Source organism: Sphingomonas sp. 8AM (assembly GCF_902506455.1).
Taxonomy (GTDB): Bacteria; Pseudomonadota; Alphaproteobacteria; order Sphingomonadales; family Sphingomonadaceae; genus Sphingomonas.
In genome coordinates this window covers 3,614,908-3,628,226 of record NZ_LR733844.1, presented here as the reverse complement: position 1 = coordinate 3,628,226, position 13,319 = coordinate 3,614,908, and the positions used below count along the sequence as shown (strand labels likewise).

Here is a 13,319-nt window from a genome sequence, read left to right as displayed (position 1 = left end):
ATGATGTTGCGGGCCGCTTGGCCGCGGCGTTAAACACGTCCGAACGCGCCGGAGCGCACTGCCCGCATGCGTCCGTCAAGCGGCCGCCCGTCAGGCGAACAGCCGGCCGAGACTCCGCTCGAGCACCAGCAACCGCCACAGCAGCGCAGCGTGCTCGTCGTCCCCGCCGCGGTGTCGCTCGATCAGCTGCGCGATCCGCGCCATGTCGAACCACCCCGTCTCGGCGAACGGCCGCGAGCGCTCCAGCCGCGCCACCTCCGCGCCCAGCGGCCCCCGCAGCCATTGCGACACCGGCGGCGGCGGCGCGGCTACCGGCATCGCGGGCAAGTGCCGCGCCATCGCTCCGACCAGCGGCGAGGTTCGTGCCTGCCGTACCCCGACGGAAAGCGAGAGCACGAACGCCACCAGCCGCGGGTCGGCAAACGGCGTTCGCCACTCCGCGCCTGCCGCCATGCCGGCGCGATCCACCATCGCCAGCACCTGACCCGGCAACCGCGTCGCCAGATCGACGCGCAGCGCGCCATCCAGCGGATCGCCGCCGCGCGACGCCGCCGCGAACCGCCGCAGGACATCATGGCCTGCCAGCGCGCGCCGCCCCTCGGCGCTCCACACACCGCCGGCATCCGCCGCGCCGAGCGCCAGCGCGTAATCGGCGCCCGCCTCACCCAGCCCCGGCACCTTCCATCGCCAGCGCCGCCAGCGCTCGTGACGCGCGAACCGTCGCCAGCGCCCGCTGTCCAGCAGCAGCGCCGCCCCGGCCCCGGACATCACCACCGGCCCGCTCTGCCGCGCCGCGACGATCGCCGCCAGCGCGGCCGGATCACCGCACGGCTCGTCGAAGGTCGCGACCAGCCCGGTCAGCAGCGCCGGCGGGTCGCCGGGTCCTGCACGACGGTGCGCGGTCGCGAACCGCGCCGCCACGCTGCCATCATCCCCGACACCGACGGTCGCGACCGCCTTGCCGCTCGCCTCGGCCGCGAGCGCGACCACCGCCGCATCGCCCAGCCCGCCGAGCAGCAGCGCCGCCGGCCGCTCCTCCCCCGCCGCCCGCGCCACCGCCCCGCGCAGCTCGGCCAGCAAGGCTTCCACGGGCGTCTCTCCACCCTCGGGCAGGCTCCACCAGCGGCGCGCGGCGCGCAGCGGTCGTCCGCGCTCGACCAGCAGGAAATGCGCTGCCGGCAACTTCTCGACGCCCGCGATCATGCACGTATCGTCGGGCACATAGCCCAGCGTCAGATAGTCCGCGACCGCGGTCGCGTCGGGCACGCGCCGCAGCAACGGATGCGCGAGCAGCCCCCTCAGCTCCGACGCGAAGATCAGCGCGCCGTCCGGCAGCATCGCCAGATGCAATGGCTTGGCCCCCAGCCGGTCGCGGGCCAGAAACAGCGTCTGCGTCGCGGCGTCGTGCACGACGATCGCGAACGAGCCCTCCAGCCGGTCGAGCAGTGCCGGCCCCCATGCCGCAAAGCCGTGCAGCACCACTTCGGCATCGCCGCCGCCCGTGAAGCGATGCCCCAGCGCGCGCAGGTCCGCGCCCAGCGCCGCGTGGTTCAGGATCGTCCCGTCGAGCATCGCCGCATAACGCAGGTCGGGGGTCGCGACCGGCTGGGCGGCCGCCGCGCCACCGATGGTCGCCAGCCAGCGGTGCGCGAAGCCGACCCCCGGCGCGGTCCATTCGCCCGCGCCGTCGGGCCCCCGATGCGCCATCGCCGTCGCCATCGCACGGATGCGTGCCGGATCGACCGGCTTGGGGGTGGCGGGATGGAACAGCCCGGCGATCGCGCCCATTTCAGCCGCGCCCCGCTGCCACGCCGTCACTCACCGTCACATCTCCACGCGTCATCACCGCCGCGCGCGCTATCACGCGCCGTGCGGTTCAGCGACCCCGTTCGGCGACCGTAGCACGCGGCGGCGCGTCGGAGCCGCGCCGTACCAGCGTGTAATCCAGCGTCACCTGCTTCGCAGCGCCACGTCCCGTCTCGCGTCGTTCCGCCAGCATCCCCGCGAGCAATTCGATCGCGGCCCGGCTCATGTCGGCGATCGGCTGCCGGATCGTGGTCAGTTCGGGCCAGATCGTGGTCGCCAGCGCACTGTCGTCGAAGCCGCACACCGTCAGGTCGCGCGGCACGTCCAGTCCGCGGCGGTGCGCCACCGCGACCGAGGCGGCCGCCATATCGTCGTTGCTCGCGAAGATGGCGGTCGGCGCAGCGGCCATGTCGAGCAGGCGCTCGGCGGCGACCAGCCCGGAGCGATAATCGAACAAGCCGTTTGCCACCAGCGCGTCGTCGGGCGGCAGCCCCGCGACGACCAGTGCGGCACGGTACCCCGCCAGCCGCTCGGCACTGGCATGGATATTGTCGTTGCCCGTGATGAAGCCGATCCGCCGGTGCCCCAGCGCGAGCAGGTGCGCGGTCATCGCCTGCGCCGCGCCGCGATCGTCGATCGCCACCGCCCCCACCAGCGGCGGCGGCGCGCTGGTCGCCACCGCGACTGTCGGGATGCCCGCCGCCAGCAGGACGTCGAGCACGACCGGCGAATCGCACAGTGGCGGCGGCAGGATCACGCCGTCGATGCCCCCCTCGATCAACCGTGCGGCGACATCGCCCTCGTGATCGTCCAGCTCGCATTTCTGCACGATCAACTGAATGTCGGAGCGCCCCGCCTGATCGAGGCTGCCGAGCAGAAAGGCGCTCAGATAGGATTCACTGGGATTGCTGAACAACAGCCCGATCCGCAGCTGCGCGGCGCCGGCCAGCCGCCGCGCCGCCGGGTTGGGCGAGTAATCCAGCTGCCGGATCGCCGCATTGACGGTATCACGGGTTCCGGCCCGAACGTTGCCCTCGGCATTGATGACGCGCGATACCGTCATCTGCGACACGCCGGCCAGCTGTGCCACATCGGCGATCGTCGGTACGCCCGACCGTCGCTTGCGTCTCTCCCCCGTCATTCGCCCTGCTTAGCATCAACCTTGCCGCAGGTAAGTCATTCCCGTGAATTTTGATGATAACGTTCCCGGCATGGGCAGGATCGACATTCAGGGGTTCGCCTCGAATCGTGATCGGTTCGCGTGCCTTCCTTCTTCGTCGCCCCGGACTTGATCCGCGGCGCCGCTTCTTGGTGCCGCCCACGCCGAGAAGCGGGTTCCCGGATCAAGTCCGGGATGACGGCCCGGCCCGGGGTCGAGATCCGCCAATCCGCGGCCTTGTTGCGGTTCAAGACAAACCCTAAGCCCTGCGCGATAACCCATTGGAGAGATTGCATGGCCGCGACGATCGACGCTCCCACCCGCCGCGCGTTGCTCGCCGCGATCGCCGCCGCACCGCTCCTGCCCGGCGTCGTCGCGGCACAGGCCGGAGACGGGACGCTGCCGCTCTGGCCGGGATCGCCGCCCGGCGCGCCTGCGACGCTGCCGACCCGCAAGGTCGAGCAACGCTCGAAGACCGCGGGCTTCAACGATCGCTGGCTGACCGGCATCGCGATGCCGACGCTCACCGTCCGCCGCCCGGCGCAGCCCAATGGCGCGGCGGTGATGCTGATCCCCGGCGGTGGCTATGGCTTTCTCGCCTGGGACAACGAAGGCGAGGAACAGGCGCGCTGGCTCACTGCGCGCGGCGTCACCTGCTTCATCCTCACCTATCGCCTGCCGGGCGAGGGCTGGCGCGACCGCGCGCTGGTACCGCTGCAGGACGCGCAGCGCGGGCTGCGGCTGATCCGCGCCAACGCCGCGCATTACGGCGTGGATACGAAGCGTGTCGCGGTCATCGGCTTCTCGGCGGGCGGGCATCTCGCCGGCAGCCTCGCCACCCGCCATGCCGAGCGCACCTACGCGCCGGTCGACGCCAGCGACTGCCTGTCGGCCCGCCCTGATCTCGCCGGGCTGATCTACCCGGTCGTCTCGATGTCCGAGCCGTTCACGCATGTCGGCTCGCGCGACAATCTGCTTGGCACCCCGTCCGACGAGGCTGCGCGGCGCGCTGCTTCGGTCGAGCGCCATGTCGATGCGCAGACCGCGCCGGTCTTCCTCGTCCATGCCAGCGACGACGGGACCGTGCCGATCGCCAACAGCCTCGCAATGTATCAGGCGCTGCTCGCCGCGCAGCGTCCGGCCGAGTTGCACGCGTTCGACAAGGGCGGTCACGGCTTTGGCGTGCGCCTTGCCGCTGACACGCCCGCCGCGGCGTGGCCGATGCTCTTCGCCGCCTTCGCCGCGCGGCTCGGCCTCCTGCCTCCACCACCAGCAACCTGACCGCGGCCGCGCCGCCCGGAGATCATCCATGAAACGCCTGACCATCGCCTTGCTGCTCGCCGGCACGCTCATCACGCCGGCCCTCGCGCAGGACGGCGACGAGGTGGTCGTGCGCGGCCGCGGGCTCGCGCCGCGACCGGGCGACAAGGCCGCTTCGGTCGTGACGCTCGACGCCGCGCGGATCCGTGAGAACGCCAGCAACCGGCTCGAAAGCGTCCTTGCCGACGTCGCCGGGCTCCAGCAATTCCGCCGCGCCGACTCGCGCTCGGCCAATCCGACCAGTCAGGGCATCTCGCTGCGCGGGATCGGCGGCAACGCCTCCAGCCGCGCGTTGCTGATCCTCGACGGCGTACCGCAGACCGATCCGTTCGGCGGGTGGGTGCCGTTCCCCGCCTATGCCACCGACCGGATCGGCGCGATCCGCGTCACGCGCGGCGGCGGCAGCGGCTATTTCGGTCCCGGTGCGCTGGCGGGCACGGTCGAGATCGACAGCACCGGCCCGCGCGACCAGCCGCCCCTCGCCGCCGACCTCGCCTATGGCAGCCGCAACTCGGTCGACGCGACCGCCTCGGCACTGCTCGAACGCGGTCCCGGCTTCGCGACGCTCTCCGCCGCCTATGCGCGCGGTGACGGCTTCATCCCCACCGTCGCCGGTCAACGCGGCCCTGCCGACCGCCCTGCGCCCTACGAGCAATTCTCCGCCGCGGCGCGCACCGTCGTCACCGTCGCACCCTCCACCGAGTTGCAGGCGAACGTCTCCGGCTTCACCGACACGCGCGAACGCGGCACGGCCTTCACCGCCAACCGCAGCGAGGGCGCCGACGCCAGCCTGCGCCTCGTCGGGCGCGGCGCGCTCGGCTGGTCGGCGCTCGCCTATCTCCAGACCCGCGCCTTCGCGTCGCAATTCGCCAGCGTCGATGCCGTGCGCCGGACCGCGACCCAGACGCTCGACCAGTACAACACCCCCGCCACGGGCGTCGGCGGCCGCATCGAGCTGGCACCACGGCTCGGCAACGGCCGCGACCTGCGCTTCGGCGCCGACATCCGCCGCGTCGAGGGACGAACGCAGGAACTCTACACCTATGTCGCCGGGCTTCCGACCCGCCGCCGCGTCGCGGGCGGCGCGGCGCTCAACTGGGGCGTGTTCGGCGACGGCACGCTGACCGCCGGCGCGCTGACGCTGACGCTCGGCGGGCGCGTCGATCGCTGGCAGCTCACCGACGGCAGCCTGCGCGAAGTCGCGCTCACCAACGGCGCGGCGCTGACCACCAGCGACTTCGCCGACCGCAGCGGCACCGAATGGACCGGGCGCGCCGGCGCGGCATGGACGATTGCGTCGCCGCTGACGCTGCGCACCTCGGCCTATCGCGGCTGGCGTTTGCCAACGCTCAACGAACTCTATCGCCCGTTCCGCGTCGGCACCGATGCGGTCGCCGCCAATGCGCTGCTGTCGCCCGAGCGCCTCACCGGCGTCGACGGTGGCGTGACCCTGGTGCCGGTCGGCGGGGTCAGCCTCACCGGCACCTTGTTCTGGAACCGGCTCACCGACGCGATCAGCAACGTCACCGCCGGGCGCGGCCCCGGCACCTTCCCGGGCGTCGGCTTCGTCGCGGCCGGCGGCACCTACCGCGTGCGCCAGAACCTCGACGCGATCGAATCGACCGGGGTCGAGCTGGACGCGCGCTGGGATCACGGACCGTGGTTCGCCAGCGCATCTTGGAGCCACGTGAACCCGCACGTCCGCGCCTCGGGCAGCGCCGCCCCGCTCGACGACCTGCGCCCCGCGCAGACCCCGCGCGATCTCGTCTCGACCGCGCTCGGCTGGCGACAACAGGATGCCGCGCTCTCCGCGACGCTCCGCCACAGCGCCGCGCAGTTCGAGGACGATCAGAACAGCCGCACCCTCGCTGCCGCGACGACGCTCGACGGCTATGCCGCGCTCCCGCTCACCCGCCGGATCGCGATCGAGGCCCGCGCCGAGAATGTCTTCGACGCCCGCGTCGAGGCAGGCATCAGCGGCGCGGGCGTGGTCGAGCGCGCTACCCCGCGCACCCTGTGGATCGGCGTCCGTCTCCGCTCCTGATGACAAGGCCCAGCCCGCGCCCGTAAGGGGGCGGCATGAACGAGCATCTCGATGTGCTGATCGTCGGCGCCGGCCTGTCCGGGATCGGCGCGGCCTATCGCATCGGCCATGACCGCCCCGACCGCCGCTGGGCGATCTTCGAGGCGCGCGACTCGATCGGCGGGACGTGGGACCTGTTCCGCTATCCCGGCATCCGCTCGGATTCGGACATGACCACGCTCGGCTTCCCGTTTCATCCGTGGCGCGGCGAGAAGACGATCGCGGACGGCGCCGACATCCTCGCCTACCTCCGCGACACCGCGCGCACCTTCGGCATCGACCGCCACATTCGCTTACGCCACCGCGTCGTCGCCGCCGACTGGTCGAGCGCCGACGCGCGCTGGACCGTCCGCTACGAGGTCGACGGCGTTTCCGCGCAATTGACGTGCCGTTTCCTGTTTTTGTGCGCCGGCTATTACGATTATGCGCACGGCCATGCGCCCGAATGGCCGGACATGGGGGTATTTTCTGGCAGGATCGTGCACCCGCAGGCGTGGCCCGGTGATTTGTCCGTCACCGGACGGCGGGTGGTGGTGATCGGCTCCGGCGCCACCGCCGTCACCCTCGTCCCCGCACTGGTCGCCCAAGGCGCTGCCCACGTCACGATGCTCCAGCGTTCTCCGACGTTTATCGTCGCGATGCCAGCCCGCGACCGGCTCGGCGCGGCCCTGCACCGGGTTCTCCCGACGCGGCTGGCCGACACGCTAACCCGCTGGAAAAGCATCGCTTACGGGATCGGCAGCTACACCCTCGCCCGCCGCCGCCCCGCGCTGGTGAAGCGCCAGATCGCCAAACAACAGCGCGCCGCACTCGGCGAAGGGTACGACCTCGCCAACCACCTGACGCCAAACTACAATCCGTGGGATCAACGGCTCTGTCTCGTTCCCGACGGCGACCTGTTCGCCGTTCTCCGCGATGGCCGCGCCACGATCGTCACCGACACGATCGATCGGTTTACCCCCGACGGTATCCATCTGACATCCGGCGATATTCTCCCCGCCGACGTGATCGTCACCGCCACTGGCCTCCGCCTGAAGCTCATGGGCGGCACCACCCTCTCGATCGACGGCCGCCTGATCGAACCGCACCGCCACCTCGTCTACAAGGGCGCGATGCTCAGCGACGTGCCGAACATGGCCTTTTCAACGGGTTATACCAACGCTTCCTGGACGCTGCGCAGCGACCTCAGCGCCCGCTTCGTCGCCCGCCTGCTCGACCACAAGGACGCGACCGGCGCCACCGTCGCCACCCCCGTCCCGGACGCCGGGGAGCAAGCCACCACCCCACTCCTCGATCTCAATTCCGGCTATATTCAACGCGTTGCCGAGTGGCTGCCCCGTCAGGGCAAGCGCGTGCCGTGGCGGGTGCAGCAGAATTACGTCCGCGACGCACTGACGATGCGCGGCCGCCTCGACGACGGCGTGCTACGTTTTCGCTAACCCTATTCGACGGTTACGCTCTTCGCGAGGTTGCGCGGCTGGTCGACGTCGGTGCCCTTGGCGACCGCGACATGATACGCGAGCAACTGCACCGGCACCGCATAGACGATCGGCGCGATCAGCGGGTGGACCTTCGGCATGGTGATGGTAGCGACGCAGCCCTCACCCGCCGCCTCGACCCCGTCGTAATCGCTGATGAGCAGGACTTTCCCGCCGCGCGCCTGCACTTCCTGCATGTTGCTGACGGTCTTGTCGAACAACGGCCCGGAAGGGGCGATCACCACGACAGGAACATTCTCGTCGATCAACGCGATCGGTCCGTGCTTCATCTCGCCCGCCGCATAACCTTCGGCATGGATGTAACTGATTTCCTTGAGCTTCAACGCGCCTTCCAGTGCGAGCGGATAATCGGTCCCGCGCCCCAGATAAAGCACGTCGCGCGCCCCGGCGATCACCCCGGCAATCGCCTCGATCGACTCGTCATAGGCGAGCGCGCCGTTGATCGCGGCCGGCGCCTCGGCGAGCTGACGGACGATATTACGCTCCTCGCTCTCGCTCAGCCGCCCCTTCGCCTTGGCAAGGTTCGCGGCGAGCGCGGCGAGCACCGCCAGCTGGCATGAGAAGGCCTTGGTCGAAGCGACGCCGATCTCCGGCCCGGCGTGGGTGGGCAGCAGCAGATCCGCCTCGCGCGCCATCGTGCTGGTCGGCACATTGACGACGACCGCGATCGTCTGCCCTTCGGCACGAGCATGGCGCAATGCAGCCAGTGTATCAGCAGTCTCGCCGGACTGACTGATAAACAACGCCAAACCGCCATCGTCCATCACCGGCGCGCGGTAGCGGAACTCGCTGGCGACATCGAGATCGACCGGCACGCGCGCGAATTGCTCGAACCAGTATTTGGCGACCATCCCGGCGTAGAAGCTCGTCCCGCATGCGACGATCGTCACACGCTTGATGCCCGAGAGGTCGAAGTCGGGGATCGGCAGCACGATCTTGCCCTCGAACCGCTGAAGATAGCTGCGCAGCGTCTGCGCGACTACGATCGGCTGTTCGTAGATTTCCTTCTGCATGAAGTGGCGGTGATTGCCCTTGTCGATCAACGCGCCGGTAACGCCCGAGATCGTCACCGGCCGCTCGACCGGCTGATTGTCGCGATCATACACCTGCGTGCCTTCACGCGCGCAAACCACCCAGTCGCCCTCGTCCAGATAGGCAATCCGCTGCGTCAGCGGCGCCAACGCCAGCGCGTCCGAGCCGAGGTACGTCTCGTCATCGCCATATCCGACCACCAGCGGCGAGCCGAGGCGCGCGCCGATCAGCAGTTCCGGGTGGCTGCGGAACAGGATCGCTAGCGCGAACGCGCCATGCAGCCGCGGCAGCACCTCGCGCACCGCCTCGACTGGCGACTTGCCGCCCTCGACCTGCTCGCTGATCAGGTGCGCGACGACTTCGGTGTCGGTCTCGCTGGTGAAGACACGCCCGCGCGCCTGCAACTCCTCACGCAGCGTCTTGAAATTCTCGATGATCCCATTGTGAACAACCGCGACCTCGTCTGTCGCGTGCGGGTGCGCATTGTTGGTGGTGGGGCCGCCGTGGGTCGCCCAGCGCGTGTGCGCGATCCCGGTCGTGCCCGGCAGCGGATGCGCGGCGAGTTCCTTCCCGAGATTGACGAGCTTGCCCGACGCGCGCCGCCGCTCGATCGCGCCATCCACGATTGTCGCGATCCCGGCCGAGTCGTAGCCGCGATATTCGAGCCGCTTCAGCCCGTCGAGCAGGCGATCGGCCACATCGTCATGGCCGAGGATTCCGACGATACCGCACATCTTACTGGCCCTTCTTCTTCGCCGTCATCGCATCGCGAAAGCGCTTCGCCCAACCGCCGCGCTCTTCCTGCCGGCCGCGTGCCAAGACAAGTGAATCCGCGGTAACATCCCGGACAACAACGGAACCTGCCCCGACGATCGCACCCGCGCCGACCGTCACCGGCGCGACCAACGCGCTGTTCGATCCGACGAACGCGCCTTCGCCGATCACGGTGCGATATTTGAAGAAGCCGTCGTAATTGCAGGTGATCGTCCCCGCGCCGATGTTCGCGCGCGCGCCGACCTCGGCATCGCCGATATACGACAGATGGTTCACCTTCGCGCCGACGCCGACGGTCGCCTTCTTGATCTCGACGAAATTGCCGACCTTGGCGCTCTCGGCCAGCACCGCGCCGGGCCGCAACCGTGCGTACGGGCCGACATCCGCCCGCGCTCCCACCATGGCCCCCTCCAGATGGCTGAACGCGCGGATCGTCGCGCCGTCAGCGACCGACACGCCGGGACCGAACACGACGTTCGGCTCGATCGTCACATCGCGCCCTAACACGGTATCATGCGCAAACCACACCGTTTCGGGCGCGATCAGCGTCACGCCGTCCGCCATCGCCTGCGCACGACGCGTCTGCTGCCACATTGCCTCGACGGCGGCGAGTTCGCCACGGCTGTTGACGCCGGTCACCTCCCCGGCGCTCGCCTCGACCACCACCGCCGCGCCCGACAGCTCGACCACGTCGGTCAGATAATATTCGCCCGCCGCATTGTCGTTGCCGAGCCGCGCGAGCAGGTCGAACAGCAATTCGCCACGCGCCGCCATCAGCCCGGAATTGCACAAGGTCACCGCGCGCTCCGCAGCATCGGCGTCCTTGAACTCGACGATCTTCTCGAGCCGATCACCGCCCTGAGCGACGATCAGCCGCCCATAGGCCCCCGCATCCGCCGGCCGGAACCCCAATACCACAACCGCGGGCGCATCGTCGGCATCGAGCCGTTCGATCATCGCGCGCATCGTCTCCGCGCGCACCAGCGGCACGTCGCCGTACAGGATCAGCACGTCGCCGGTGAACCCGGCGAGCACCTCGCGTGCCTGCATCACCGCATGCCCGGTGCCGAGTTGTTCGCGCTGCACCGCGATCTTCGCGCCGAGTGGCGTCACCGCCGCCTCGACCTGCTCGCGGCCCGCGCCCGTCACCACCACGGTCCGCTCGGGCGACAGCGTCGCAGCGGAGGCGAGCAGGTGCAACAGCATCGGCCGCCCCGCGATCGGATGCAGCACCTTGTGCAGATCGGATTTCATGCGGGTGCCCTTGCCCGCGGCGAGGACGACGACGGCGATGTTGCGGCTCGACATGGCCCCGCCCTGCCACCCTTTGCTTGCCAATTCCAGTATCGCACGGCAACGCGCGCAGCCGATGGCTGACTTCCCCTTCCGCATCGTCGGGTTCGATCTCGACGGTACCCTGCTCGACACGTCGGGCGATCTCGCCGCGGCGCTCAACCACGCGCTTGCCAGCGCCGGCCGCCCGACACTGTCGGTCGATCAGGTCAAGCCGATGATCGGCGGCGGCGCGCGCCACATGCTCGCACAGGGCATGGCGGCGACCGGCGGCTGCACCGATGCCGAACTCGACGTGCTGCAGCGCCAGCTGCTCGACCATTATCAGGCGAACATTGCCGTCCTCACGCGCCCCTTCCCGCACGCGCTCGACGCGCTCGACCAGCTCGCCGCCCGTGGCGTGACGCTCGCGATCGTCACCAACAAGCTCGAGGCGCTCGCCCGCCAGATCCTCGCCGATCTCGAACTCACCGATCGCTTCGCGACGATCATCGGCGGCGACACGATGGGGCCGGGCAACGGCAAGCCGTCACGGCCGCCGATCGATGCGATGGTCGAGCGTTGCGGCGGCGGCCGCGCGGCGTTCGTCGGCGATTCGATCTACGACATCACCGCCGCGCACGCCGCCGGGCTGCCCGCGATCGCCTGCTCGTTCGGCTTCCTGATGCAGCCGGTCGAGGAACTCGGCGCCGAGCTGGTGATCGACAGCTTCGCCGAGCTGATCCCCGCGCTGGAGCGACTGGCATGACGCAGGTACGCGTGCCCTGGTTCTTCGCGCTGGTCGTCGCGACGGCGTTCGCGGTCGGCATGGCGCTGATGCCGCATCCGGTGCCAATCATCGAGGTCGGCGACAAATGGCAGCATATGGCCGCTTTCGGCACGCTGACCCTGCTGTCGGTGCTCGCCTTCCCGACCGGATCGCTGCTCAGAATCGGGGAGCGCCTGTCGTTCCTCGGCGCGATGATCGAGGTGCTGCAGTCGATCCCGGCGCTGCACCGCGACTGCGACATCATGGACTGGATGGCGGACACGACGATCATCGTCGCGGTGCTGGTCGTGGTGCGGATCGGGCGCGGCGCACAGCGGCGCTAAAACGCCCTGCCCTTCGTCCCGCGGCTGCGCTATCGCCTGGTCTGTGATCGACGAGCTTCCCTTGCGCACCTGGCTGGCGGCGGCGATCGCACTCGCCACCGCGGCGGTAGTCTGGCTGCTGTCGCACGACGGTCAGGCAGCATTGGCCGCGGTGGCAGGCGGGGCGGCGCTGGTCGTCATCATCGCCACCATTCCGGAGGAGCAGGCCGCAGCGCAGGACGAGGCACCCACCCGACCACATGAGCTGCCCGCCGCCGCGATCGTCGAGGCAGTTGCCGAGCCGGTGCTGGTGCTGCGCGGCGGCCGGGTAGCGCTCGCCAATGTCGCAGCACGGACGTTGCTCGGCGCGCACATCGTCGGCGAGGATGCGCGCGTCGCGATCCGCCATCCCGGCGCCGCCGCGCATCTCGCCGAAGGCGTGACTCAGCCGGTCGATCTCGTCGGGATCGGCACGCTCGACCAGCGCTGGGAGATGCGCGCCGCACCGATCGGCGACGATGCACGCCTCGTCCAGCTCGTCGACCGCACCGGGCAGCACGCCGCCGAGAAAATGCGTGTCGATTTCGTCGCCAACGCCAGCCACGAACTGCGCACCCCGCTGGCCTCGATCCTCGGCTATGTCGAGACGCTGGCCGACGAGGCGGGCGACGATCCGGGTTTGCGCAAGCGCTTCCTTGGGATCGTCTTCGACGAGGCGCGGCGGATGGAGCGCTTGGTCGAGGATCTCATGAGCCTCTCGCGGATCGAGGCCGAAAAGTTTCGCGAGCTGCGCGCTGCGGTCGATCTTGCCGACCTCACGCAAGAGGCGTGCGACGCGCTGATCACCACGCATGGCGATCGCGGCGAGGACATCCACCTCGACATCGCCGACGAACTGCCGCCGGTTACCGGCGACCCGATCCAGTTGTCGCAGCTGATCCACAACCTGATCGGCAACGCCATGAAGTACGGCCGCGCGGGCACCCCCGTCGAGGTCACGCTGTGGACACAGGCGCAGAATGTCTGCCTGCGCGTCGCCGATCATGGCGAAGGCATACCCCCCGAACATTTGCCGCGACTCACCGAGCGTTTCTACCGCGTCGATCCGGGCCGCAGCCGCTCGGTCGGCGGCACCGGGCTGGGGCTCGCGATCGTCAAGCATATCGTCGAGCGCCACCGCGGGCGGCTCGACATCGCCAGCACCATCGGTGTCGGCACGCGGGTGACGGTCACGCTTCCGACACCCGCGCCGAAGCCGCTGTCATGAAGGCGTAACCTCGAT

Annotated in this window: 10 protein-coding genes; 6 read left to right on the top strand and 4 right to left on the bottom strand. The window is 69.9% G+C overall.

Features of this window, described 5'->3' with window-relative positions:
- Positions 1–90 precede the first annotated feature (90 nt).
- Positions 91–1,818: an asparagine synthetase B family protein gene (locus tag BACI71_RS16995; protein ID WP_236553039.1), complete on the bottom strand. Its 1,728-nt coding sequence runs from the start codon at positions 1,816–1,818 to the stop codon at positions 91–93.
- A 58-nt stretch (positions 1,819–1,876) separates the two neighbouring features.
- Positions 1,877–2,947, bottom strand: coding sequence for a LacI family DNA-binding transcriptional regulator (locus tag BACI71_RS16990; RefSeq protein ID WP_159760608.1), 1,071 nt, complete (start codon positions 2,945–2,947; stop codon positions 1,877–1,879).
- A 312-nt stretch (positions 2,948–3,259) separates the two neighbouring features.
- Here BACI71_RS16990 and BACI71_RS16985 point away from each other — a divergent pair, with 312 nt between their 5' ends.
- The 3 genes from BACI71_RS16985 to BACI71_RS16975 are packed head-to-tail and all read left to right on the top strand — an operon-like array spanning position 3,260 to position 7,807.
- A complete protein-coding gene (locus BACI71_RS16985; protein WP_159760606.1) occupies positions 3,260–4,246 on the top strand; it encodes an alpha/beta hydrolase in 987 nt (328 codons plus the stop codon).
- 28 nt (positions 4,247–4,274) lie between these two features.
- Entirely contained in the window at positions 4,275–6,329 is a 2,055-nt protein-coding gene (locus BACI71_RS16980) for a TonB-dependent receptor (protein WP_159760604.1), read from the top strand.
- Between the two features lie 35 nt (positions 6,330–6,364).
- A complete protein-coding gene (locus BACI71_RS16975) occupies positions 6,365–7,807 on the top strand; it encodes a flavin-containing monooxygenase (protein WP_159760602.1) in 1,443 nt (480 codons plus the stop codon).
- Between the two features lie 2 nt (positions 7,808–7,809).
- Here BACI71_RS16975 and glmS read toward each other — a convergent pair whose 3' ends face one another.
- Positions 7,810–9,633: a glutamine--fructose-6-phosphate transaminase (isomerizing) gene (glmS, locus tag BACI71_RS16970; protein ID WP_159760600.1), complete on the bottom strand. Its 1,824-nt coding sequence runs from the start codon at positions 9,631–9,633 to the stop codon at positions 7,810–7,812.
- A 1-nt stretch (position 9,634) separates the two neighbouring features.
- The gene (gene glmU, locus BACI71_RS16965) at positions 9,635–10,981 is read right to left on the bottom strand and encodes a bifunctional UDP-N-acetylglucosamine diphosphorylase/glucosamine-1-phosphate N-acetyltransferase GlmU (protein ID WP_159760598.1); all 1,347 of its coding nucleotides are present in this window, start codon (positions 10,979–10,981) and stop codon (positions 9,635–9,637) included.
- Between the two features lie 61 nt (positions 10,982–11,042).
- On the opposite strand from glmU, the gene BACI71_RS16960 reads away from it, so the two are divergent.
- Genes BACI71_RS16960 through BACI71_RS16950 form a run of 3 tightly spaced genes read left to right on the top strand, consistent with a single transcriptional unit; the run spans position 11,043 to position 13,304 of the window.
- Entirely contained in the window at positions 11,043–11,714 is a 672-nt protein-coding gene (locus BACI71_RS16960) for an HAD-IA family hydrolase (RefSeq protein ID WP_159760596.1), read from the top strand.
- The gene (locus tag BACI71_RS16955) at positions 11,711–12,058 is read left to right on the top strand and encodes a hypothetical protein (protein WP_159760594.1); all 348 of its coding nucleotides are present in this window, start codon (positions 11,711–11,713) and stop codon (positions 12,056–12,058) included. Before BACI71_RS16960 ends, BACI71_RS16955 begins: the two co-directional genes overlap by 4 nt.
- Before the next feature lie 43 nt (positions 12,059–12,101).
- The gene (locus BACI71_RS16950; RefSeq protein WP_159760592.1) at positions 12,102–13,304 is read left to right on the top strand and encodes a sensor histidine kinase; all 1,203 of its coding nucleotides are present in this window, start codon (positions 12,102–12,104) and stop codon (positions 13,302–13,304) included.
- Positions 13,305–13,319 lie beyond the last annotated feature (15 nt).